23 protein-coding genes are annotated in these 23502 nt (G+C 73.1%); 14 read left to right on the top strand and 9 right to left on the bottom strand.

The genetic code is table 11. The features are described from left to right. Window positions 1-322 precede the first annotated feature (322 nt). Complete coding sequence (locus EJG53_RS08465; protein WP_125044339.1) at window positions 323-1972, bottom strand: acyl-CoA dehydrogenase family protein; 1650 nt, start codon at window positions 1970-1972, stop codon at window positions 323-325. A gap of 18 nt (window positions 1973-1990) precedes the next feature. On the opposite strand from EJG53_RS08465, the gene EJG53_RS08460 reads away from it, so the two are divergent. Beyond that, window positions 1991-3190, top strand: a complete 1200-nt coding sequence (locus EJG53_RS08460) for a YihY/virulence factor BrkB family protein (RefSeq protein WP_125044338.1) — start codon at window positions 1991-1993, stop codon at window positions 3188-3190. Between the two features lie 49 nt (window positions 3191-3239). Here the strand turns inward: EJG53_RS08460 and EJG53_RS08455 are convergent, their stop codons facing one another. Both EJG53_RS08455 and EJG53_RS08450 read right to left on the bottom strand, forming a co-directional pair. Then, the gene (locus EJG53_RS08455; protein WP_125044337.1) at window positions 3240-3470 is read right to left on the bottom strand and encodes a DUF7848 domain-containing protein; all 231 of its coding nucleotides are present in this window, start codon (window positions 3468-3470) and stop codon (window positions 3240-3242) included. Next, window positions 3467-3664 (bottom strand): hypothetical protein, encoded by a 198-nt coding sequence (locus tag EJG53_RS08450; RefSeq protein WP_125044336.1) that lies wholly within the window; start codon window positions 3662-3664, stop codon window positions 3467-3469. Before EJG53_RS08450 ends, EJG53_RS08455 begins: the two co-directional genes overlap by 4 nt. A gap of 283 nt (window positions 3665-3947) precedes the next feature. On the opposite strand from EJG53_RS08450, the gene EJG53_RS08445 reads away from it, so the two are divergent. From EJG53_RS08445 to EJG53_RS08440, 3 genes are all read left to right on the top strand, one after another. Beyond that, on the top strand, window positions 3948-4529 hold the full coding sequence (locus EJG53_RS08445; RefSeq protein WP_244955049.1) for a DUF5919 domain-containing protein: 582 nt from the start codon (window positions 3948-3950) through the stop codon (window positions 4527-4529). A gap of 159 nt (window positions 4530-4688) precedes the next feature. Further along, on the top strand, window positions 4689-4859 hold the full coding sequence (locus EJG53_RS40595) for a hypothetical protein (RefSeq protein WP_154806364.1): 171 nt from the start codon (window positions 4689-4691) through the stop codon (window positions 4857-4859). Between the two features lie 42 nt (window positions 4860-4901). Further along, on the top strand, window positions 4902-5651 hold the full coding sequence (locus tag EJG53_RS08440; RefSeq protein ID WP_371858795.1) for a restriction endonuclease: 750 nt from the start codon (window positions 4902-4904) through the stop codon (window positions 5649-5651). Between the two features lie 36 nt (window positions 5652-5687). On the opposite strand, the gene EJG53_RS08435 is transcribed toward EJG53_RS08440, so the two are convergent. Beyond that, complete coding sequence (locus EJG53_RS08435; protein ID WP_125044334.1) at window positions 5688-7382, bottom strand: IclR family transcriptional regulator domain-containing protein; 1695 nt, start codon at window positions 7380-7382, stop codon at window positions 5688-5690. A gap of 191 nt (window positions 7383-7573) precedes the next feature. Between EJG53_RS08435 and EJG53_RS08430 the strand changes: the two genes are divergently transcribed. The 8 genes from EJG53_RS08430 (at window position 7574) to EJG53_RS08395 (ending at window position 15452) form a co-directional block, all read left to right on the top strand. Then, the gene (locus EJG53_RS08430) at window positions 7574-8395 is read left to right on the top strand and encodes a CoA transferase subunit A (protein ID WP_030999753.1); all 822 of its coding nucleotides are present in this window, start codon (window positions 7574-7576) and stop codon (window positions 8393-8395) included. Then, window positions 8395-9177 carry a CoA-transferase subunit beta gene (locus EJG53_RS08425; protein WP_125044333.1) on the top strand — a complete coding sequence of 261 codons (783 nt, stop codon included), beginning with the start codon at window positions 8395-8397 and terminating at the stop codon, window positions 9175-9177. Before EJG53_RS08430 ends, EJG53_RS08425 begins: the two co-directional genes overlap by 1 nt. A gap of 52 nt (window positions 9178-9229) precedes the next feature. Further along, the gene (gene pcaH, locus EJG53_RS08420) at window positions 9230-10087 is read left to right on the top strand and encodes a protocatechuate 3,4-dioxygenase subunit beta (RefSeq protein ID WP_244955047.1); all 858 of its coding nucleotides are present in this window, start codon (window positions 9230-9232) and stop codon (window positions 10085-10087) included. 191 nt (window positions 10088-10278) lie between these two features. Continuing rightward, entirely contained in the window at window positions 10279-10935 is a 657-nt protein-coding gene (pcaG, locus tag EJG53_RS08415) for a protocatechuate 3,4-dioxygenase subunit alpha (RefSeq protein ID WP_125049248.1), read from the top strand. Beyond that, window positions 10922-12361 carry a 3-carboxy-cis,cis-muconate cycloisomerase gene (gene pcaB / locus EJG53_RS08410; RefSeq protein WP_125044332.1) on the top strand — a complete coding sequence of 480 codons (1440 nt, stop codon included), beginning with the start codon at window positions 10922-10924 and terminating at the stop codon, window positions 12359-12361. Before pcaG ends, pcaB begins: the two co-directional genes overlap by 14 nt. After that, window positions 12358-13602 carry a bifunctional 3-oxoadipate enol-lactonase/4-carboxymuconolactone decarboxylase PcaDC gene (pcaDC, locus tag EJG53_RS08405; protein WP_125044331.1) on the top strand — a complete coding sequence of 415 codons (1245 nt, stop codon included), beginning with the start codon at window positions 12358-12360 and terminating at the stop codon, window positions 13600-13602. The genes pcaB and pcaDC overlap by 4 nt, the downstream gene beginning before the upstream one ends. A gap of 5 nt (window positions 13603-13607) precedes the next feature. Beyond that, window positions 13608-14882 (top strand): 4-hydroxybenzoate 3-monooxygenase, encoded by a 1275-nt coding sequence (locus EJG53_RS08400; RefSeq protein ID WP_125044330.1) that lies wholly within the window; start codon window positions 13608-13610, stop codon window positions 14880-14882. Window positions 14883-14897: 15 nt separating this feature from the next. Continuing rightward, window positions 14898-15452, top strand: a complete 555-nt coding sequence (locus EJG53_RS08395; RefSeq protein ID WP_125044329.1) for a hemerythrin domain-containing protein — start codon at window positions 14898-14900, stop codon at window positions 15450-15452. Between the two features lie 36 nt (window positions 15453-15488). On the opposite strand, the gene EJG53_RS08390 is transcribed toward EJG53_RS08395, so the two are convergent. After that, window positions 15489-17963, bottom strand: a complete 2475-nt coding sequence (locus EJG53_RS08390) for a helix-turn-helix domain-containing protein (RefSeq protein WP_371858667.1) — start codon at window positions 17961-17963, stop codon at window positions 15489-15491. Between the two features lie 197 nt (window positions 17964-18160). Between EJG53_RS08390 and EJG53_RS08385 the strand changes: the two genes are divergently transcribed. Beyond that, window positions 18161-19129, top strand: a complete 969-nt coding sequence (locus EJG53_RS08385; protein ID WP_125044328.1) for a ribosome-inactivating family protein — start codon at window positions 18161-18163, stop codon at window positions 19127-19129. A 77-nt stretch (window positions 19130-19206) separates the two neighbouring features. Beyond that, window positions 19207-19707, top strand: a complete 501-nt coding sequence (locus EJG53_RS08380) for an RICIN domain-containing protein (RefSeq protein ID WP_125044327.1) — start codon at window positions 19207-19209, stop codon at window positions 19705-19707. 85 nt (window positions 19708-19792) lie between these two features. Here the strand turns inward: EJG53_RS08380 and EJG53_RS08375 are convergent, their stop codons facing one another. The 4 genes from EJG53_RS08375 to EJG53_RS08360 all read right to left on the bottom strand — a co-directional run bounded on the left by EJG53_RS08375 (window position 19793) and on the right by EJG53_RS08360 (window position 23477). Beyond that, complete coding sequence (locus tag EJG53_RS08375) at window positions 19793-20482, bottom strand: DNA polymerase ligase N-terminal domain-containing protein (RefSeq protein WP_125044326.1); 690 nt, start codon at window positions 20480-20482, stop codon at window positions 19793-19795. A 15-nt stretch (window positions 20483-20497) separates the two neighbouring features. Continuing rightward, window positions 20498-20830 (bottom strand): plasmid stabilization protein, encoded by a 333-nt coding sequence (locus EJG53_RS08370; protein WP_125044325.1) that lies wholly within the window; start codon window positions 20828-20830, stop codon window positions 20498-20500. Window positions 20831-20955: 125 nt separating this feature from the next. Beyond that, a complete protein-coding gene (locus EJG53_RS08365; protein ID WP_244955046.1) occupies window positions 20956-21507 on the bottom strand; it encodes a diguanylate cyclase in 552 nt (183 codons plus the stop codon). Between the two features lie 161 nt (window positions 21508-21668). Continuing rightward, complete coding sequence (locus EJG53_RS08360; RefSeq protein ID WP_125044324.1) at window positions 21669-23477, bottom strand: thiamine pyrophosphate-requiring protein; 1809 nt, start codon at window positions 23475-23477, stop codon at window positions 21669-21671. Window positions 23478-23502 lie beyond the last annotated feature (25 nt).

Here is a 23502-nt window from a genome sequence, read left to right as displayed (position 1 = left end):
GGCGACGCCATGGTGAGCGGAATCCCTCGTGCCGTCCTCGCCGCCTTACCCGGAGCCCGTGCCGCCGGGAGCCGCCGCGCTCCGGCCGTCCGGTACGGGCCGCCGCGGCGACGGGCGGCGACAGACCTCGCGGGCCGGTCCTGAGGACCGGTCCGAGACCGGGGAGCGGCGCCGGGTCGGCGCGGCACCGCTCCTCGCCCACACGGTGGCGGGCCCTGGACCCCGACCCCCCTCCTGAGGGACCCGGGCCCGCCACCGCGTACGTCACCGCGCCGTCATCGCGTACCGCACCGCTCCCGCCCCCGGTACGTCACCGCCGGCGTCACCGCTCCGCCACCGGCCGTGCCCGCTCCACGATCGCGCGCAGGGCGAGGGTGTGCGGCAGGGTGCCGAAGGAGGTGCCGTGGTCGGTGCCCAGGCGCGAGGCGCAGAACGCGTCGGCGACCTCGGGCGGTGCGTACCGTACGAGCAGGGAGCCTTGCAGGACCAGCGCCAGCCGCTCCGCCAGCCGCCGGGCGCGGGCCTCGATACCCTCCAGATCGGCCAGTTCGGTCAGCAGCCCCTTGATCGCGCCGTCCAGCCGGTGGTCGGCGCCCCGGGCCGTACCGATCTCCGTCAGGAAGGCGTGCAGCGCCGCCGGTTCGCGGCGCAGTGCCCGCAGCAGGTCCAGCGCCTGGATGTTGCCCGAGCCCTCCCAGACGGAGTTCAGCGGCGACTCGCGCAGCAGCCGCGGCATCCCGGACTCCTCCACGTAACCGTTGCCGCCCAGGCACTCCAGCGCCTCCGCGGCCACCGGTGTGCAGCGCTTCGTCACCCAGAACTTCGCCGCGGGCACCGCCAGCCGCAGGAAGTGCCGCTCCTGGTCGGTGTCCGCGTCGTACGCCGCCGCCAGCCGCAGCGCCAGCGCCGTCGCCGCCTCCGACTCCAGCGCCAGGTCCGCGAGGACGTTGCGCATCAGCGGCTGCTCGGCGAGCGGCTTGCCGAACGCCTCCCGGTACGTGGTGTGGTGCAGCGCCTGGGCCACCGCCTGCCGCATCACCGCCGCCGAGCCCGTCACGCAGTCCAGCCGGGTCGCCGCCACCATCTCGATGATCGTCGCGATGCCGCGCCCCTCCTCGCCGACCCGCCGCGCCCAGGTCGTCCCGTCGAACTCGACCTCGGCCGACGCGTTCGCGCGGTTGCCGAGCTTGTCCTTGAGCCGCTGGATACGGAAGGAGTTGCGGCTGCCGTCCGGCAGCACCCGGGGCAGCAGGAAGCACGAGAGCCCGTCGTCGTCCGGGGTCCGCGCCAGCACCAGGAACGCGTCCGACATCGGCGCCGAGCAGAACCACTTGTGCCCCGTCAGGACGTACTCGCCGTCGCCGGACAGCGGTTCCGCCACCGTCCGGACCGCCCGTACGTCGCTGCCGCCCTGCTTCTCCGTCATCGCCATCCCGGCCAGCGCGCCCGGCTTCTCCGCCACCGGCCGCAGCCCCGGCTCGTACACCCGCGACGTCAGCAGCGGCTCCCACTCCGCCGCCAGCGCGGGGTCGGCCCGCAGCGCCGGCACCGCCGCGTGCGTCATCGACAGCGGACAGCCGTGCCCCGCCTCGGCCTGCGTCCACACCAGGAACCCCGCGGCGCGCCGGACGTGCCCGGCCGGCCGCGACCAGGCGTCGGTGAGCCCGGAGGAGACGGCGTGCCCCAGCAGCCGGTGCCACGCCGGGTGGAATTCCACCTCGTCCACCCGGTGGCCGTAACGGTCGTGGGTACGCAGGACGGGTGGATTGCCGTCGGCCAGCGCCCCCCAGCGCTGCGCGTGGGCGGACCCCGCCGCCCGGCCCAGCTCGCCCAGCTCCGTCCGCGCCTCGTCCCGGAGAGCGGGCGGAACGTGCCGTTCGACGGCCTCGGTGAGCGCCGCGTCCGCCGCGAAGACGTCGTACCCGACCAGCGGCGGAGGCTGGTTCGTGACCGTATGAGTGGTGGCTGCCATGACAGATACGGTAAGGAGGTGCAGCCAGTGAAAGAAGCAGCGCAGCGGCCGGCCGGCCGTCTGCACAGGGCCCGGGTCCTGTACCGGAACGTCTCCAAACGCCGCCTCGCCTGGCTGCTGCTGAAGGACACCGTCAACTCCTGCATGGAGTACCGCGTCACCGGGCTCGCCGCCGAGGCCGCGTTCTTCTGCCTGCTGTCGCTGCCGCCGCTGCTCCTCGGCTTCATCGGCCTGCTCGGCTACATGGAGCCCTGGATCGGCCAGGAGACCATCGACCACATCCGGGAGAACATCCTCAGCGCGTCCGACACGCTGCTGTCCAGCAAGGGCGTCAACGAGATCGCCCGGCCGCTGCTCGACGACATCTTCACCGGCCGCCGCCCGGACGTCATCTCCCTCGGCTTCGCCATCGCCCTGTGGTCCGGCTCCCGCGCGGTCAACGTCTTCGTCGACACCATCACGATCATGTACGGGCTGGACGGGCGGCGCGGCATCGTCCGGACCCGGCTGCTGGCCTTCGTGCTCTACCTGGCCGCGCTGGTAGTCGGCGCGGTCGCGCTGCCGCTGATGGTGGTCGGTCCGGACACCGTCGTCAGTTGGCTGCCGGCGAGCGAGACCGCCATCCGCATCCTGTACTGGCCGGTCGTCCTCATCCTCTCCGTCGCCTTCCTCACCACCCTCTACCACGTGTCCGTCCCCGTCCGCTCACCCTGGCGCGAGGACATCCCCGGCGCGGTCGTCGCCCTCGCCATGTGGGTCCTGGGCAGCCTGCTGCTGCGCGTCTACCTCACCCAGACCGTGGAGGGCCCCACCATCTACGGCTCCCTGGCCGCACCCGTCGCCGTCCTCCTCTGGATCGGCGTCTCCGCCTTCGCGGTCCTGGTGGGCGCCGCCATGAACGCGGCCCTCGACCGCGTATGGCCCTCGGTCGCCACCGCGGCGGGCCGCGCCGAGAAGGAACGCCGGGCCCGCGAGGTGGCGGTGGCCCGGCGCTCCGCCCTGGCCGCCGTCGGCCTCGGAGCGACGGCCGCCTCCGGGGAGGCCGCCCTCACCGGCGAGCCGGAGCCGGACGAGGAGGAGGACGACGGCGACGAGGACGACGACGACCCGGGCGCGCCGCCCCCGGCCGAATACCCCGAACGCTGGGCGCACTTCCTGCCGCCGGCCGACGTCCGGGCACGACTGCACACGTATACGAAGCGCCACTGGCGGCACTGAGGGACACAGGGCCTCACTCTTTGGGGCCGCAGGGGCAGGAAGCGGGTGGTCACCCGTCCCGGGTCACCCGCGCATGGTCGGAGACCACACGCCGGAACAGGTCGTGGCCGGTCAGACCGCTGTGGCGCAGCGCCCACTGCTGCGCCGAGTCCTGATCCTCCTGGGGGCCGGACTCGGCGTCGCACCCGGCGGCTGTGCAGAAGGCTGCGTAGGAGACGCCGCCTTCCGGTACGTGCCGGATCGTATGAGGAACAAAGCGGTAGACGGCACGGGTGCTCACTGGTGGCCTACCGGATGGCGGCGCAGGTAGACGTTGCAGTCGGTCACGGTGGTCAGGTCGCCGACGGCTCGGGCCCGGTCCCGGACGTTGGCGAGTTCGGTGCAGCCCGCGCAGCCGTCGACGGGGACAGGGGCCGTCTCCAGTGGCAACGGCAGGACGATCGGGGCGGTGGAGTACGGCGTCGGATTGGTCATGCGCTCCAGGGTGAAGCACCCTCAAGGACGAATCCGTACCTGATTGGGGACAGTTGGGTCGTCGAGGCGCTACGTTCGCGAGAAGGCCCAAACGTCCAGGGGAGGGGTCTTGAACACTGCCCTACGCTCGGCTATGGCGAGTGCCGGGCTCAGCCCCCGTCGCCTTGCCGTGCGCGTCGGCGTCACCGGGAAGACGGTCGAGAGATGGCTGGCCGACGCGGAACTGACGCCCCATGCACGAAACCGCGAGGACGCCTGTCGGGCGTTGGGAGTGGGTGAGGAAATGATCTGGCCGCAGTCGGTCAAGGACCGCGTCAAGAGCGGGTACGACCGGGAATTGGTGCACAGCTATCCGTACCGGTCCGCCTGTCCCTCCGATGTATGGGGCGAGCTGATCCGGGGCGCGGGCAGGGAGCTGTTCTTCGCGGGGTACACGAATTACTTCCTGTGGTCGCAGGTGCCGGCCTTCTCCGAGACGTTGCGGCGGAAGGCCGGAGCGGGATGCCGGGTGCGGTTCCTCATCGGTGATCCGGAGGGGGACGTCACCCGGGGCCGGGAGCGCGCGGAAAAGGTGACGCTGACGGTCTCGACGCGGATTCGCACCACGCTGGAGCAACTGAGCCGGATGGGCCCGGTGGACGGTCTGGAAATCCGGTTCAGCGCTGCCGAGGACGCCATGTATCACGTAGGTCTCTCGGTGTTCCGCTTCGATGACGACGCGTTCGTGACACCGCACCTTGCCCGGCTGGTGGGGCATGATGCGCCGCTGCTGCATCTGCGTCGGCAGGCGGACGGTGGAATGTTCGACCGTTTCGCCGAACACGCCGAGGAATTGTGGGACCAGGGGCGCCGCGTGCCCGCATAACCCGCCCAGGGCGGTGCGCAGGGTTCTGTGTGCGGGATTCGGGTGATCGGGCGCGCGGGGTGGGCGGTGGTGAGGGGCGGGACGGTCGGCGGTGCCGCATGGTGCTTTCCGGGGCTGGGAAATTCCGCCGCCTTTCGCCGCCTGTTCCTTGGGAGAGCCGTGCATCCGATGCTGATTTCGTTGGCCGCGCCGGTGGCGGTGGTGTTCGTCGTGGGGGCGGTCGTGCTGGCCGTGGCGCGGGATCTGGAGAATGCCCGGCGGCGGCGCGTGCGGCGCTGTGGTGATCATGGATCGGCTTTCGCGGGGCAGAAGACGGACGAGGAAGCATGACCGTCCCGCGCGAGTGAAGGAGCACCGCCTGTGGCCGCACCCATGGGAGTTGACGGGCCGTCGGCCCGGCGTCGTGTCCGTACGTATCCGATGCGGCGGACGGTGTTCGTCCTGGGTGTCCTGGGCGCTCTGGTGACGGGTGGGTTTCTCGCCGTGCGCGAGGTGTTCCGGTGGGCGATGGAGCATCCGGGTACGGCCACTCTCGTGACCGTCGTCGTCCTCCCGTTCGTCCTGGCGCTGGTCGTGGTGGCGGTGCGCGGGATGCCGCGCCTGCGCGAGCTGCGGCGGGCGGCCCGGGCGGGGAAGGCCGAGGCGGAGGCGGAAGTGGCCAGGGCGGCGGTCGTGGCGGAGGAGGCCGCACCGACCGTGGTGGACGACCCCGAGCCCACGGCCGTCCGCTGGAGCAGCGTCGAGGACTTCCTGGCCATGGACGCATACGCCTTCGAGCAGGCGATAGCCCAGCTCTGCGAACGCGACGGCTGCCGGGACGTCCAGGTGGTCGGCGGCGCGGGGGACTTGGGCGCGGACGTCCTGGCCACCACGTCCGACGGCCGGCGGATCATCATCCAGTGCAAGCGCTACTGCACGACGAACAAGGTCGGCTCCCAGGACATGCAGCGCTTCGGCGGCACCTGCTACACGGTGCACGAGGCCGAGATCGCCGCCGTCGTCACCACCAGCTCCTTCACCGAACCGGCCGTCGACTACGCCGACACCTGCGGCATCCGCTGCTTCGACGGCGACCGGCTCGTGGCGTGGTCGAACGGGGGCGGGCCGGCGCCCTGGGGGTGACCTCCGGCCTGGGGGCCTGGTCCCGTTCCCGGGCCCCTAAGCGATCGGAACCCGCAGATACCGCCCCGCCGTGTGCAGATCCGCCTCGATGCGGGCGGCGGTCGTGCGGAGGTGGGGCAGGAGGGTGTCGCGGGTCTCGGTGGGGGAGCGGTGGCCCGCGTGGGTGGAGATGTTGACCGCGGCGACGACCCGGGCGTGCCGGTCGCGTACGGGGACGGCGATCGAGCGCAGTCCCTCCTCCAACTCCTCGTCCACCAGCGCGTATCCGTCGTGGTGCGTCTGCTCCAGGATGGTGGCCAGGCGGTCGGGGGAGGTGACGGTGTGGCGGGTGAGGGGGACGAGGTCGGTCTGGGCCAGGTGGGCGGTGCGTTCCGCCGGGGGGAGGTCCGCGAGCAGGACCCGGCCCATGGAGGTGGGGTACGCGGGGAAGCGGGTGCCCACGGTGATGTTGACGCTCATGATCCGTACGGTGGGGACCCGGGCCACGTACCGGATGTCCGTGCCGGACAGTACCGCCATCGACGCGGAGTCGTGCACCCGCTCCACCAGCGCGGCCAGGTGGGGCTGGGCGATGTCCGGGAGGGACAGGCCGGAGAGCGGGGCGAAGCCCAGTTCCAGCACCTTCGGCGTGGGGCGGAAGAGCCGGCCGTCCGAGGTGAGGTAGCCGAGGTGTTCGAGGGTGAGCAGGGCGCGGCGCGCGGTGGCGCGGGCCAGGCCGGTGGCCTCGGCCACGGTGGTCAGGGGGAGGGCGGCCCGGCCGGTGCCGAACGCGGTGAGCGTGAGCAGGCCGCGGGCCAGGGACTCGACGAACTCGGGGCCCAGTTCCTGCTTGGAGGCGCGGGTCCAGGAGGCGTGCCGGGTGGGGGACGGGTCGGGGAGCGAGGTGGAGGTGGGTGGGGGTGGAGCGGCCAGGGATTTCTCCATCTCGGCAACAGTTTCGCGCAGTTGGGGGAGTACGGCGGCGGGGAGTTCTTCGGCGGTCAGCCGACTGGTGTGGCTGACGACGCTCACCGCGCACACCGGGCGGCCCCGGGAATCGCGTACGGGCATGGCGACGGCGACCAGGCCCGGTTCGATCAGTTGGTCGTCCAGTGACCAACCGGCGGTCCGGGCCGCCTCGACCCGGGAGGTGAACTCCGCGACGGACCCGCGCTGTTCCGTACCGGCGTCCTCGTCCCGGCGCGGCGGTACGGCCGGGAATCCGGCGTCCGTGGGGTCCGCCGCGCGCCGCTGCCGCCAGCGCAGCCACGCGTCCTCGTCCCAGTCGGCGGCGAACAGCGCGCCGACCGCGCCCCGTTCGGCGGGCAGCAGGTCGCCGATGCGGAACGCGAGCGACATCGCCCGCCGCCGCGTCGCCTGGTGCACGAAGCGCACCCCGTCGCCGTCCGGCACGGCGAGCGAGACCGACTCGTCGAGCGCGTCGGCGAGCCGGTCGGCGGCCGGGGCGAGCCGGTCGGGCAGTTCGGAGGCGGCCAGGTAGGCGTTGCCGAGTTCCAGCAGGCCGGGGGCGAGCACCGCGTCCCGGCCCTCGACGCGTACGTGGCCCAGGCGGGCGAGGGTGCTCAGGACGCGGTCGACGGTGGAGCGCGCCAGCCCGGTCGCGCGGACGAGGTCGCCGACGGCCTGCCGTCCGCCGCTCGCGGAGAGCGCGCGCAGCACGGACAGGCTGCGTATCAGCGGGCCCACCGCCTCCCGGGGCGGCGGTGGCGGGTCGGCGGCGGGGTGCGTCATGGGGCTCTCCACGGTGCGGGCATCTCGTCGGAACCGTACCCGGCGCCCCGTTGACAGGGCCGGGAGCGGGGGTCAGACTCGGGGCGCGGTCGATTATGAACGTAAGTTCACTTGGCGAACAAGGCCGGTGTGGCGGGGCGGTGGCGAGGGCCGCCGGGCACCGGCAGCCGGGACGACGCGAGGGCGAGGACATGGCCGACATCCGTTCCCTGCACGACGCCGTGCGGGACCTGGTCCACGACGGGGACACCGTCGCGCTGGAGGGCTTCACCCACCTGATCCCGTTCGCCGCGGCGCACGAGATCATCCGGCAGGGCGTCACGGGTCTGACGCTGGCCCGGATGACCCCGGACGTGGTCTACGACCAGCTCATCGGCGCGGGCGCCGCCCGCCGGCTGGTCTTCTCCTGGGGCGGCAACCCCGGCGTCGGCTCGCTGCACCGCTTCCGCGACGCGGTCGAGAACGGCTGGCCGCACCCGCTGGAACTGGACGAACACAGCCACGCGGGCATGGCCAACCGGTACGTCGCCGGCGCCTCGAAGCTGCCGTTCGCGGTGCTGCGCGGCTACCGGGGCAGCGGCCTGCCCGCCCGTACGGACACCATCTCCACCGTCACCTGCCCGTTCACCGGCGAGGAACTGGCCGCCGTGGCCGCCCTCAACCCGGACGTCACGATCGTCCACGCCCAGCAGGCCGACCGGCGGGGCAATGTGCAGCTCTGGGGCCTGACCGGGGTGCAGAAGGAAGCGGTGCTGGCCGCCGGACGGGTGCTGGTCACCGTCGAGGAGATCGTCGAGGGCGCCCTGGAGCCCCGGCCCGGCTCGGTGGTCCTGCCCGGCTGGGTGATCGACGCCGTCGCGCTCGTGCCCGGCGGCGCCCACCCCTCGTACGCGGCCGGGTACTCGGTCCGGGACAACGACTTCTACCAGCGGTGGGACGCCGTCTCCCGCGACCGGGACACGTTCCTGCGGTGGCTCGACGAGAACGTGCGCAACGTACGGAAGGGCTCCTGATGAGCGGTACGGACGACGCCGCGCGCCGCGGCCGCGACGAACTGATGGAGGTCAACGCGGCCCGCGCGCTGGCCGGCGCGCGGAGCTGCTTCGTCGGCATCGGGCTGCCCAGCACGGCCGCCAACCTGGCGCGCCGCACCGTCAACCCGGACCTGGTCCTGGTGTACGAGTCGGGCACCATCGGCTCCCGGCCGACCCGGCTGCCGCTGTCCATCGGCGACGGCGAACTGGCCGACACCGCCGACGCGGTGGTGTCCGTGCCGGAGATCTTCAACTACTGGCTGCAGGGCGGCCGGATCGACGTGGGCTTCCTCGGGGCCGCCCAGCTCGACCGGTTCGCCAACATCAACACCACCGTCGTGGACCGCGGCCCGGACCGGCCCGAAGGCCGGCTGCCCGGCGCGGGCGGCGCCCCCGAGATCGCCGCGAACTGCGGCGCGGTGCTCATCGTGCTGCGGCACACCCGCCGCAACCTGGTGCCCGCCCTCGACTTCGTCACCACCGTCGGGCACGGCGCCGGGCCGGGCGACCGCGCCGCCCTCGGCATGCGCGGCGCCGGGCCCACCGCCATCATCACCGACCTCGGCGTGCTGCGCCCGGACCCGGACACCGCCGAGCTCGTGCTGAGCGCGCTGCACCCCGGCGTGACGCCGGAGCAGGCCCGGGAGGCGACCGGCTGGGACCTGCGTGTCGCACCGGACCTGACGACCACCCAGGCGCCCACCGACGCCGAACTGTCCGCGCTGCGCGCCCTCAAAGCCGCCGGCGGGAAGGCATCATGAGCAGCCGGACGCCTCCGCAGCCGTCTCAGGCTCTACCCCTGGAGAACTCCCGATGACTCCACCTGGCGCATCCGCCGCCCCGGCACCCTCGGCCCACCCGGCCCCCGCGGGCCCGGCGACACCGCCCCCTCACCCCGCATCCGAACAGCAGTGCGTCATCGACCGCGAGATCGCCGCCCTGCACACGGCCGCCGCCGACGCCCGCACGGCGGGCGGCCCCGTACCGGCGCACCCCGGCCGCGACTTCGCCCCGTACCGCAGCACCCGCCTGCGCCACCCCGTCCAGCCCCTGGCCGCGATCGACGCGCTGCGCGACCCGGAGGCCGTCGAACTGGCCGGGCCCGCCTTCGGGCGCACCGATGTCACCGCCCTGGACGCCGACCTCACCCGGCAGCACGCCGGCGAGCCGCTCGGCGAGCGGATCACCGTCACCGGCCGGGTACGGGACCGGGCCGGACGCCCGGTGCGCGGCCAGCTCGTCGAGATCTGGCAGGCCAACGCCGCCGGCCGGTACGCGCACCAGCACGACCAGCACCCGGCCCCGCTCGACCCGAACTTCACCGGCGTCGGCCGCTGCCTGACGGACGACGCGGGCCGCTACACGTTCACCACCGTGCGGCCCGGCGCCTACCCGTGGCGCAACCACCACAACGCCTGGCGCCCGGCCCACATCCACTTCTCGCTCTTCGGCACCGCCTTCACCCAGCGGCTGGTGACCCAGATGTACTTCCCCGGCGACCCGCTGTTCCCGTACGACCCGATCCTCGCCTCGTGCACCGACCCGCAGGCCCGCGCCCGGCTGGTCTGCGCGTACGACCCGGAACTCGCCCGCGCGGAATGGTCCCTGGGCTACCGCTGGGACATCGTGCTGGACGGCCCGTCCGCCACCTGGACCGAGGAGGACCGCTGATGTCCGCGACACCGCACGAGGCAGCGCCGCACGAGGCCACACCGGGCGAGGCCACACCGGGCGAGGCCACACCGGGCGGGGCCACACCGGGCGGGGCCACACCGGGCGGGGCCACACCATGCGGGGCCACACCGGGCGAGGCCGCGGCCCGGCACGAGGGCGTACCGCAGCAGCCAGGCGGAGCCCCGGAGGTGTCCGAGCAGCCGGAAGCGCCCGGACAGTTCCTCGCCCCCACCCCCTCCCAGACCATCGGCCCCTTCTACGGCTACGCGCTGCCGTTCCCCGGCGGCGGCGACATGGCCCCCGCCGGCCACCCGGGCACCGTCACCCTGTACGGCCGGGTCGTGGACGGCGCGGGGGAGCCGGTGCCGGACGCCCTGCTGGAGTTCTGGCAGGCCGGTCCGGACGGGAGCCTGCGCGGCGCGCCCGGCTCGCTGCGCCGCGACCCGGCGACCGGCGCGGTCGTCGGCCGTGACGGGGTCGACTTCACCGGCTTCGGCCGGGTGCCCACCGACGCGGACGGCCGCTACGTCCTGCGCACCCTGCCCGCCACGGCCCCGGCGGGCCGCCCGGACGCGGCCCCGTACATCGCGGTGTGCGTCTTCGCCCGCGGTCTGCTGCACCACCTGTTCACCCGGATCTACTTCCCCGAGGACACGGCGGCCCACGCGGCCGACCCGCTGCTGTCCCGGCTGCCCGCGCGCCGGGCGCGCACGCTGGTCGCGCGGGCCGAGGGCGAGCGCCGGTACCGCTTCGACATCCGCCTCCAGGCGGCCGACGCCGGAGACGGCGCCGCCGACGGCGGCGAGGAGTGCGACGAGGAGACGGTTTTCCTTGAGTTCCGCTGAATACGGTCTGCTGGCGCCGGGCCGGGCGGACTCCGCCGTCGAGGCCGCCACCGACGACGCCGCGTACGTACGGGCCCTGCTGGACGCGGAAGCGGCCCTGACCCGGGCGCAGGCGGCGGTCGGCCTGGCGCCACCCTCGGCGGCCGAGGCCGTCACCGCCGCGGCGGGCGACACCGACCGTTACGAACCCCGCGACCTCGCGGTCCGGGCGCGCTCCGGCGGCAACCCGGTCATCCCGCTCGTCGCCGCGCTCACCACCGCGGTGGCCGGGCGCGACGCCGGGGCCGCCGCGTACGTCCACCGCGGCGCCACCAGCCAGGACATCCTCGACACCGCCACGATGCTGGTCTGCTCGCGTGCGCTGGAAGCGGTCCTCGGCGACCTGGACGCGACCGCCGCGGCCCTGGGACGGCTGGCGGCCGAGCACCGCGACACCCCGATGGCGGGCCGTACGCTCACCCAGCACGCGGTACCGGTCACCTTCGGCCTCAAGGCGGCGGGCTGGCGCACACTGGTCCTGGACGCCCGGGACCGGCTCACCGCCGTACGGGGCGCGCTGCCCGCGCAGTTGGGCGGCGCGGCGGGCACCCTCGCGGCGTTCCACGCGTTCGCCGAGGCCGACGGTCCGGGGCCGGATTCCGGGGCCGGCACGGACCTCGGGCTGCGGCTGCTCACCGCGTACGCGGCCGAGACCGGCCTCGCCGAACCCGCCCTGCCCTGGCACACGCTGCGCACCCCCGTCGCCGACCTCGCGGGCGCGCTGGCCCACACCGCCGGTGCCCTCGGCAAGATCGCCGCCGATGTGCTGGCCCTGTCCCGTACGGAGACCGCGGAGCTGGCCGAAGGCAGCGGCGGCGGCTCGTCGGCCATGCCGCACAAGTCCAACCCGGTACGGGCCACCCTGATCGCCGCCGCTGCCCGGCAGGTCCCGGCCCTGGCCGGGGTGCTGTACGGGTCGCTGGCCGCCGAGGACGAACGGCCGGCCGGGGCCTGGCACGCGGAGTGGCAGCCGCTGCGCGACGCCCTGCGCCTGGTGGGTGGCGCGGCGCGGGACGCCGCCGAACTGTCCGCGGGCCTGCGGGTGCGTCCCGAACGGATGCGGGCGAACCTCGCCGCGACCGGCGGCGGGATCGTCGCCGAACGCCTCGCGGCCGTGCTCGGCGCCCCTCTCGGACGGGACACGGCGAAACGGCTGCTCACCGACGTGGCGCGGCGAGCCGCCGAGGACGGCACCGGCCTGGCCGAGGAACTGGACCGCGCCCTGCGCGCCCGGCATCCCGCAGTCGCCGACGCCTTCCCCGCGGCACGGCTGCGGGAACTGGCCGACCCGGCCGCGTACACGGGCTCTGCGGGCGCGCTCGTGGACCGCGCCCTGCGCCGCCCCGGCCCCCACCGCGCCGCACCGACCGCCCAGGAGACCGCATGACGTCCCCCGCCCTCCCGCACCACCGCGTGGACGGCCCCGCCGCCGCGCCTCCGCTCGTCCTGGGGCCGTCGCTGGGCACCTCGCTCTCCGTCTGGGAACCCCAGGTGGAGGCGCTGGCGCGCCGGTTCCGGGTCGTGCGCTGGGACCTGCCGGGGCACGGCGGGACACCGTACGAAGTGCTCACGGGCACGGGCACCGACGCGGGATCAGGCGAGGACACCGGCCGTACGGACGGGCCCTGCACGGTCGCCGCCCTCGGCGGCCTGGTCCTCGCCCTCGCCGACTCCCTCGGCATCGACCGTTTCGCGTACGCGGGCATCTCCCTGGGCGGCGCGGTCGGCGCCTGGCTCGCCGTGCACCACCCCGAGCGGGTCGCCTCCCTCGCCCTGGTGTGCTCCTCGGCCCGCTTCGGCGACCCGGACGGGTGGTACGAACGGGCCGCGCTCGTACGGGAACAGGGCCTCGCGCCGGTCGCCGCCACGGCCGCCGGCCGCTGGTTCACCCCGGCCTTCGCCGGATCACCGGCGGCGGACGGACTGCTGGCCGGGCTGCGTACGGTGGCCCCCGAGGGCTACGCGGCCTGCTGCGACGCGCTCGCCACCTACGACCTGCGCGGCGAACTGGGCCGGATCACGGCGCCCACCCTCGTCGTCGCAGGCCGCGACGACCCCGCGACGCCGCCCGCCCACGCCCGCGAACTCGCGGACGGCATCCCCGCCGCGAGCCTCACCGAGGTCGCCGGGGCCGCCCACCTGGCCAACGCCGAGCAGCCCGTACCCGTCCTCGCCGCGCTCCTCGGCCACCTCACGGCCTCCGCGCCGCCGGAGCACCCCACCGACGACCGCACCCGGCACGCCGCCGGTACCGCGGTCCGCCGCGCCGTCCTGGGGAACGACCACGTCGACCGCGCGGCCGCCCGCACCACCGCCTTCACCGCCGTCTTCCAGGACTTCATCACGCGCTACGCCTGGGGCGAGATCTGGACGCGCCCCGGACTGTCCCGGCACACCCGTAGCTGCGTCACGATCACTGCCTTGGTGGCGCGCGGCCACCACGACGAACTGGCCCTGCACCTGCGCGCGGCCCTGCGCAACGGGCTGACTCCCGAGGACATCCGCGAAGTACTGCTCCAGTCGGCCGTCTACTGCGGTGTGCCGGCGGCGAACTCCGCGTTCGCGCTGGCCGACCGCGTCCTCGCCGAGCACCGCGAAGTCCTCGCCGAGCACCGCGAAGAGAGCTGATCCCGATGCGCCCCACGCCCCCTCCCGCCCCCGCCACGACCACGGTCGGCATCGTCGGCGGCGGCCCGGCGGGACTGCTCCTGGCGCGGCTGCTGCACCGCTCCGGCATCGACAGCGTCGTCCTGGAGAGCCGTGACCGCGCCTACGTCGAACACCGCCAGCGCGCCGGAGTCCTGGAACAGGGCACCGTCGACACGCTGCGCGCCTGTGGCGCGGGGGAGCGCCTGGACCGGTACGGACTCGTCCACCACGGCATCCGGCTGCGCTACGACGGCCGCTCGCACCGGGTCGACCTCCCGGCCCTGACCGGCGGCCGCAGCGTGGTCGTCTACGCGCAGACCGAGATGGTCAAGGACCTCATCGGCCTCCAGCTCGCCGACGGCGGACCGCTGGTCTTCGGGGCGCGGGCGCTCGCCGTGACCGGCGCGGACACCGCACGGCCCGTGATCCACTATGCGCACGAGGGCCGCGAACACACCCTGACCTGCGATTACGTCGTCGGCTGCGACGGCTTCCACGGGGTCACCCGGGACGCGGTGCCGACCGGAGCCCGCCGTACGTACGAGCGCGCGTACCCGTACTCCTGGCTCGGTGTCCTCGCCGACGTGCCGCCGTCCTGCGACGAGCTGGTGTACGCCCACTCCGAGCGCGGCTTCGCCCTGTTCAGCATGCGCTCGCCCACCGTCAGCCGCCTCTACCTCCAGGTGTCCAACGGCACCGACCCGGCCGACTGGCCCGACGAGCGGATCTGGGACGAACTCGACGCCCGCTCCGCCACCGACGGCTCCTGGGAACTGGCGCGCGGCCCGATCACCGCCAAGTCCGTCCTGCCGATGCGCAGCGTGGTCACCGAACCCCTGCGGTACGGGCGGGTGCTGCTCGCCGGCGACGCGGCGCACATCGTCCCGCCGACCGGGGCGAAGGGGCTCAACCTCGCCGTCTCCGACGTGACCGAGCTGGCCCGCGCCTTCGCCCACCTGAAGGAGACCGGCTCCGGTGAGCTGCTGGACGGCTGGTCCGACGCCTGCCTGCGCCGTGTCTGGCGGGCCGAGCACTTCTCGTACTTCATGACGACGACGCTGCACACGGCGCCCGGCCAGAGCGCGTTCGACACCCGCCTCCAGCTCGCACAGCTCGACCGCATCGCCTCGTCCCCGCACGCGGCCGCCGAACTGGCCGAGAACTACACGGGCGTCCCGCAGGCGCCCGGGGCCCGGTTCGGACCGGCTGCCGTGGGTACCCGCCGCGGCTCCGGAACACTGTCGGCATCACCGCCGTGACGGAGGTACACGGACATGAGCGAACAGCCGGACGTCGTCGAACTGCTCAAGCAGCAGCACCGGCAGATCCGCGAACTCTTCGACGAGGTGGGCGACTCCAAGGACGCGGACCGTACGGACGCCTTCCATCGCCTGGTGCGTCTGCTCGCGGTGCACGAGACGGCCGAGGAAGAGGTCGTCCACCCGTACGCCCGCCGGCACCTCGCCGGCGGCGACCAGGTGGTCGACGCACGCGTCGAGGAGGAGGAACGCGCCAAGCAGGTGCTGAGCGAGCTGTCGTCGCTGGACACCGGGGCGCCGGAGTTCCACGACCGGTTCACCGCGCTGCGGCAGGACGTGCTCACCCACGCCGACGCCGAGGAGCGCACGGAGTTCGACCGGCTGCGGGACGTGACGGACCAGCGCGGCCTGGAGACCCTGGCGCGTGCCGTCAAGGCCGCCGAGGCGCTGGCACCGACCCGGCCGCACCCCGGCACGGACAGCGCGGCCAAGAACCTCGCGGCCGGGCCCGTGGCCGCGGTCGTCGACCGCACCCGGGACGCCGTACGGAAGGCCATGGGCAACTCCTGACACGCCCGGGGCCCCGGGCGGCCCGGTCCGGGACGGCTACCGGCTCCCTGTGCGCTCCGCGGTAGGGCCGTGGCCGTCGAATGGGCCGGCTCCGTCCGCTTCGTCGAGCAGGCGCAGTTGGGCGGCGGCTTCGAGCTGGCGGGGGTGGTTCTGCCGGACGAGGCCCCGGTGGGCGGCGGTCAGGGTGGCACGCGCCTCTTCGGCCCGGTGGAGGTGGCGCAGGGCGGTGCCGAGGTCGAGACGGGCCGGTTCGCTCCAGGCGGGCATGCGTGCCGTCTCGAAACGGACGACCGCGTGCCGTAGCGGTGCTTCGGCCTCGTCCCAGCGGTGCAGGTCGGCGAGGTCGTTGCCGATGTGCTGCTGGGCCGACGCCCGGTACAGGTCGATCAGTTCGTTCGGCTTTCCCGGGATGCCGGCGCGGCACAGGGCCTCGCTGCGCCGGTGGACGGTCAGGGCCTCGTCCGGGCGGCCGGTCTGGCGCAGGAGCAGGCCGAGGCAGTTGAGCGTGGAGAGTTCGGCGAGGCGGCTTTGCGCGTCGGTCTGCCGGCTGAGGCAGTCGGCGCCTTCGCGGAGGTGGGCGATGCCTTCGTCGGTCCGTCCGAGTGCGTCGAGGGCCGGTGCCACGTAGCTGTGGGCCCAGCCGACCTGGAGCTGGTCGCCGATCCGGTGTGCCAGAGCCAGGGCGGCCTGGGCGGTGCTCAGTGCGGTGGTGTGGTCGTGGCGGCAGGTGCCGTGGGCCCAGGCGAGGTAGTTGAGATGGACGGTTTCGTCGCGTGGGCTGTTCAGGGCGCGGGCGGAGTCGACGGCCCACTGGAAGACCTCTGTCCACACCTCCCAGTGCGAGGTGCGGTCGGAGAACCAGTGCATCGCCTCGACGGTGGCGAGCACCTGCCGGTGGCGGCCGGCCGCCTGGGCCCGGCGCAGGGCGGCGAGCCACTGGGACCGCTCGGCCTCCAGCCAGGCGTGGGCCTGGTCGCGGCCGGCCGGCGCGGTGGCCGGGTCGGGGTCGCCGCCACCGTCGTCGCCGGGGCCGTCGGGGTGGTGGTCGATGGTGAACAGCCGTGCGGCGGTGGTGGCCCGGCGCAGTGTCCAGGCATCGGTACGGTCCAGGGCGGCAGCGGTGTCCTCGGGCGTGTCTTCCTCCGTCAGTTGTTCGGTGGCGAACAGGCGGAGAAGGTCGTGGAAGCGGTAGCGGTCGGCGGTGGGGTGGGGCTGGAGGAGGCCGGCGTCGGTGAGGTCCTGAGCGTACCGGGCGGCGCGGTGCGCGGGCAGGCCGGCCAGGAGCGCGGCGGTCCTGGGGCTGAATTCGGGGCCGTCGGCGAGGGCGGCGCGGCGGAAGACGGTGCGGACGGCCTCGTCCAGTTGCCGGTAGGACAGGGCGAAGGCGGCGCGGACCTGCAGGGAGCCGGCTTGCAGGGCGTCGAGGCGGCTCCCGTGGGCGGCGAGTTGGGTGACGAGCTTGGCGAGGTGTTCGCCGGGGCGGGAGGCCAGGCGCTGCCCGGCGATGCGGACGGCCAGCGGCAGGTGTCCGCACAGTTCCGCGAGGTCGCGGGCGGCCTGGCTCTCCTGGCGGACGCGTTCCGGGCCGACGATGCGGGTGAGCAGTTCGACGGCTTCCTCGCGGCGGAGCAGGGCCAGTTCGACGCGGTGCACGGCTTCGAGGCCGCTGAGGGCGTTGCGGCTGGTCACGAGGGTGAGCGAGGGCCCGTGGCCGGGCAGCAGGGGCCGGACCTGGTCCTCGGTGGCGGCGTTGTCGAGGAGCAGCAGCACGCGCCGCTCGCGCAACACGGAACGTAACAGGCCGGCGCGGTCCTCGGTACCGGCGGGAACGGCGCTCTCCGGCAGCCCCAGGGCGTGCAGCAGCCGGGCGAGCGCAGCGCGGGGGGCGGCGGGGCAAGGGTCCATGCCGCGCAGGTCGAGGGTGAACTGCCCGTCGGGGAAGTGCGGGGCGAGGGTGTGGGCGGCGTGCACGGCGAAGGCGGTCTTGCCCAGGCCCGGCTGTCCGCAGATCACGACGACCGGCGGCCGGGCGGGGTCGAGATCTTCCACCAGCGCGCGGAGCCGGTCGAGGGCCGGGTCGCGTGCGGTGAAGTCGCTCAGGTCACGGGGCAGGGCCAGCGTGTGGTGCGCGGGTGCCCGGGTGGCCGGCGAGGGTGAGGTGGTGGCGTCGCAGGCGCCGAGGGGACCGGACGCAGTCGGGCGGGGGGCGCCGGCGCGAACCGGGCGGGGGCGGCCCAGGCTTGCGAGGCGCTCCAGTTCCCGGGCGGCCGCGGGGTCCAGGCACAGAGCGGCGGCCAGGGCCTGCACGGTCCGGCGCTGCGGGCCGCGGGTGCGGTCCCGCTCCATGTCCGACAGCCCGCGCACGCTGACCCCCGCGCGCTCCGCCAGCTCCGCCTGGCTCAGCCCCGCGTCCGTGCGCAGCGCGTGCAGGTGTGCCCCGAAGGTGCCGCCGGCCGGTGTCCCGGTGCCCATCTGTGTGCGTCTCCTGATCGACGTGGTTCCGGCGAACATGGCGAAACCGTCCGGCAGAAGTATGCCCGACGCTACTTTTGCCGGTGGAATTGCCTGGTCTGCCTCAGCTTCATCGGGTTGGCTTGCGGCGCGGACGAGGAACCGGAGTACCGGCGTCCCGAAGCCGCCCCCTTCCTCTTCGCGGATCCCCCGCCTCAGTACGCGGGACCGCGCCGACCCCCTCAGGAAAGCCGCCGATGAAACCGATCTCCGCCGTACGCCGCGCGGGCAGACGCCTGGGCACCCTGCTCCTGACCCTCCTCGCCACCTGCATCCTGGTGACCGCCGGCACCGCGCCGGCCCAGGCGGAAACCTCCCAGCGGTACACCGTCATCGACTGGCACATGGAGGGCTATGACGACACCGGTTCCGGTGGCAACGCCGGTGCGGACCGTGCGAACCGGTACCGGCAGATGGTCGCGCGACTGCGCGCCGCCTCGGGCCATGAGATGACCGGCGCCGACAGCCCGGCCATGATGGACACGCCGGTCCGAAGGGACACGAACCGGGTCATCGAAGTCCGCGTCTGGACCAACGAGTACGACGGCCCCAGCGAGTGCCACGTGAAGCTGTACTTCAGCGTGGACGACATGTACCTCCTCGGCTTCACCGTCCGCGGCCAGCACTGGCAGTTCTCGGACACCACGCTCCCGTTGGCGCACGAGGTCCAGCAGCACTACGGAATGACGAACGCGCCGATCTTCACCAGCCTCCGCTACCGGGGGAACTACCCCACCCTGGATCCCGACAACGAGCGCCGCAACTTCGGCTACGAGTCGGACACCCTGCGGCGCAGGATGCTCGACCTGAGCTACCTCACCGAAGCGCGGCGCCTCGCTCACCGCGGCAACCTGGCCTACATCATCGGTGCCACCGCCGAGGCCGCGCGCTTCGGCTGGATCGAGAACCGTATCGCCGCCGCCATCGAGCTGCGATACGACCCGAGCGATCCGAACCACCCGGCCCACCTCGGTAACTTCGGTGTCGGCCTGCAGACCCAGTGGTCGGCCCTGTCCCGCGTCGCCCACCAGACCGTCCACGGTGGAAACGCCGCTCCCGTGATCGTCGACGGACGCAGGTACCTCAACATCACGCAGATGCGTCTGGGAACCGGCGGTGTCCCGAGGCTCGCTCCCTTCCTCGGGCTCTACGACAGCCGAAGCTGACCACGCGTCCTGCACCGTGCCGGCGAAGCCCTGAACCCCGCCCCGGCGGGCCGAAGAATTCTCAGTGGAGGTAATCAATGAAGATCTCGGTGAAGAAGAAGACCGGCGTGGTCGGCGCCCTGCTCGCCGCAGCCTGCATGACCGTGGTGGCCTCGCAGACCCCGGCGGCCGCCCAGAGCGTGAGCAGCGGGCTCACCAATTGGCAGACGTCATACTGTCTCGACGGTGACGCCGACGGAGCCGTCTACACCAAGGACAACAGCAACGGCTGCGGCGCGAACAACCCTTACCAGCGCTGGTACTTCCACACCTCCGGCAAGGGCGTGATGCTGCAGAGCAGCAAGACCGGCCTCTGCCTCACCGGCGGGGGAACAGGCAGTGACCGCGTGATGGGCAAACCCTGCGACTCCGAGAACCCCCGGCAGTTGTGGGAGCAGCACTACCTGTCGAGCGACGTGTCCGCGCTGGTCAACCACCAGAACAAGCGGGCCCTGGACTCCAACATGAAGGGGCAGGTGTACACCAGCAACTTCTCGGACTCCAACCCCTACATGAAGTGGTACATACCGTTCGCCTAGAACGGATGCCCACCTCGGGCTCTCCCTGTGGCGTGGCCGTGGGGGGAGCCCGGTGGCCGTGCCGCCCCTCGGGGAGGCCGGCAGTTCACCTGTGGCCCTTGCCCTTGCCGCCGTTGTCCGCCGTACCCGTGGCCGGTCCCTTGCGGCCGGGCTTCCCGCCGGACTCCGCCGCCACATCCTCGGCCACCTGCTTGAGCGTGTGCCCGCTCAGCGCGGAGCGGGCCCGCTTCGGGTCGGGCGTGCCCTGTCCGTCCGCGTGGGCGTCGTCCGCCTTCACCAGCAGCCAGGATTCCCGCTCGTCGCTGTCCGGGCCGCCGCGGAACCGGGTGAGGGCATAACCGCCGCGCAGTTTCTTGCCCTCCATCCAGAATGTCGCGTGGCCTTTTTCCAACGATTCGGCGAAGGGGACCGCACGGCCTTTCTTGTCGTGCGACATCGGGCGGTAATGGCCCTGATCCCACACGATGACCGTGCCGCCCCCGTATTCGCCCTTCGGGATGACGCCTTCAAAATCCCGGTAGTCCAGCGGGTGGTCCTCGGTCGGCATCGCCAGCCGCTTGTCCTTCGGGTCCGTGGACGGTCCTTTCGGTACGGACCATGATTTGAGCACCCCGTCGACCTCCAGCCGGAAGTCGAAGTGCATGGTGCTCGCGTCGTGAATCTGCACCACGAAACGCGGCTTCCCGGAGGGATCGGCGGAATCACCGCCCTGCGGCTCCGACGTCCGGTCGAAATGCCGTTTGGACTGATAGGTCCGCAGCGGTTCCTTGCTCATGGCCGGTCCGCCGGCTCAGCGGCCGAGGGCCTTGGCCAACTGGTCCTTGTTCATGTTCGACCGGCCTTCCACGCCGCGCTTCTTGGCCTCGTTGTAGAGCTGGTCGCGCGTCGGGCCCTTGGAGCCGGTGCGGTTGCCGGAGCGCTGGCCGCCGCGCTCGGGGGCCGACTTGCGGTCCTTGGTCGAGGTCTTGCTGGCGGTCTTGGACTCGCCGGAGCGGGCGCGCTCCTTGTTGACGGTACGGGCCGCGATCTCCTTGGCCCGGCCCTTGGACGTACCGCGCTTCTCGGCGCCTTCCTTGATGTGCTCGTACTGGCGCTCACGCTTGGCATTCGATCCTGCGGGCATGACATTTCCCTTCGTCTCGCACCTGCCCCGGACCCGTACGGCGTACCGGTCCGGGCCTGCCGTGCACCGTTTCTCGCACCTACGGTTACCCGTGAATGAAAGGTCGTAACGAATGGCCGCCGCGCTCACCCGGCGGACTTGCGGGCCCGTGCGCACCGGATGAATTCCTCCGCGTACGGCAGGGCGACGCAGGTGCCCACCCCGGCCGCGATACCGGCCAGGTACTTACCGGGCAGCGGCCGCTCCTTGGGCAGCAGTTTCCACGCGTCCGGCCGCTTTCCGCCGCGCGCGAGGTCCCGTACGGACTCCCAGTGCAGGCAGGACGTGATGACCACGGCCGCCAGCGGCAGCACCTCCAGGAAACTGTGGATGTGCTGCTCCACCGGGCGTACCTCGCGGTCCTCGGTGGCCACCGTCACGTCCCAGATGGCGGTCGCGCTGTGCAGGGCGGCAGCCCCGCCCATCATCGACAGCACCAGCGGGTTGATCCGCGCGACCAGTCCGGCCAGCACCGGCACCCCGGCCTCCGCCATCATCAGCGCGTGGATCGCCGACTCCTTGACGCCGGTGGTCCGCTCGATGTCCGTACGCCGGTGCATCACCCAGTCGGCCACGGCCGGCACGAACCACATGGGCAGTACCCCGTACATCAGGACGCGCTGCGTCGCGTTCTCCACGTCGTCCGCGCCGGGGCGGGGCGCAGGGCCCGCCCCCGCCGCCAGTGCCGCCAGTCCTTGAGCGCCGTCAACCTGGCCACGGTGCCTCCTTGCCGTTCGTCTCGTGCAACTCGGTGGGTGGGGGCCGGGCCCGGCATCCGCCGCCGGGCCCGGCCCGCCGGTCAGTCCTGGCCCTCGCCGCGGCTCTTGCCGCCCGGCAGGAACTCCTGGATCTTCGCCTTGACGCCCTGCTTGAGCACCCCGGCCGTCTCCGGGTCGCCCTTGAGGATCGCGGTCGCCGCCGCCTCGATCTGGTCCAGCGTGGCGTGCGGCGGGATCGGCGGCACGTTGGGGTCGGTACGGAAGTCGATGACGAACGGCCGGTCCGCGGCGAGCGCCTGCCGCCACGCGCTCTCCACCTCCTCGGGCCGCTCGACCCGGACGCCGCCGAGGCCGATGGAGCGCGCGAAGTCGGCGTACGGGACGTCCGGGATGCGCTGCGACTCCTCGAACTGCGGCGCCCCGGACATGGCCCGCATCTCCCACGTCACCTGGTTGAGGTCCTCGTTGTTCAGGACGGCCACGATCAGGCGCGGGTCGCTCCACTCCTGCCAGTACTTGGCCGCGGTGATCAGCTCCGCCATGCCGTTCATCTGCATCGCCCCGTCACCGACGATGGCCAGCGCGGGCCGCTCCGGGTGGGCGAACTTGGCGCCGATGACGTACGGCACGCCCGGCCCCATGGTGGCCAGCGTCCCGGACAGCGATCCGCGCATCGATCCGCGCAGCCGCAGGTGCCGCGCGTACCAGTTGGCCGCCGAGCCGGAGTCCGCGGCCAGGATCACGTCGTCGGGCAGCAGCGCGTCGAGCGCGTGCACCACGTACTCCGGGTTGACCGGGTCGGCCCGCACGGCGGCGCGCCGCTCCATGACCTTCCACCAGCGCTCGACGTTCGACTCGATCTGCTCGCGCCACTTGCGGGCCTTCTTGTGCTTGAGCAGCGGGGTCAGCCGTTCCAGGGTCGCCGACGCGTCACCGACGAGGTTGACCTCGAAGGGGTAGCGCAGGCCCACCATGAACGGGTCGATGTCGATCTGTACGGCGCGGGCCTGCCCGTACTCGGGCAGGAACTGCGAGTACGGGAAGCTGGAGCCGATCACCAGCAGCGTGTCGCACTCCTGCATCAGCTCATAGCTGGGCCGGGTGCCCAGCAGCCCGATGGCGCCGGTCACGTACGGCAGCTCGTCGGAGAGCGCGTCCTTGCCGAGCAGCGCCTTGGCCACGCCCGCGCCCAGCAGCTCGGCGATCTCCTCGACCTGCGCGCGGGCGCCCCGGGCGCCCTGCCCGACCAGGATCGCCACCTTCTCGCCCGCGTTGAGGATCTCGGCGGCGCGCCGCAGTTCCTCGTCGGCGGGCACCGGCGCGTACTGCGACACGCCCAGGCTGGACGGCACCATCTTGAACTCGTGCGTCGGCGCGCTGTACTCCAGCTCCTGCACGTCACCGGGGACGATGACCGCGGTGACGGTGCGCTTGGCGTACGCGGTGCGGATCGCCCGGTCGATGACGTTCGGCAGTTGCTCGGGGACGGTCACCATCTCGCAGAATTCGGACGCGACGTCCTTGTACAGGCTCATCAGGTCGACTTCCTGCTGGTAGGAGCCGCCCATCGCGCTGCGCGCGGTCTGGCCCACGATGGCCACCACGGGGACGTGGTCCAGCTTCGCGTCGTAGAGCCCGTTCAGCAGGTGGATCGCGCCGGGCCCGGACGTCGCCGCGCACACGCCCACCTTGCCGGAGAACTTGGCGTACCCGACGGCCTCGAACGCGGCCATCTCCTCGTGCCGGGCCTGCACGAACTTCGGCCGGTTGTCCGCCCGTCCCCAGGCCGCGAGGAGTCCGTTGATGCCGTCTCCCGCGTAGGAGAAGACATGGTCGACGTCCCAGTCGCGCAGGCGCTGGAGGATGTGGTCGGAAACTTTGGTGGTCATGCGGTTCTTTCCTCTCACAAATCGC

The sequence above is a fragment of the Streptomyces chrestomyceticus JCM 4735 genome (assembly GCF_003865135.1).
In the GTDB taxonomy this organism is placed as follows: domain Bacteria; phylum Actinomycetota; class Actinomycetes; order Streptomycetales; family Streptomycetaceae; genus Streptomyces; species Streptomyces chrestomyceticus.
Note: the sequence above shows the minus strand (reverse complement) of the source record. Positions and strands in the feature narration are given on the sequence as shown.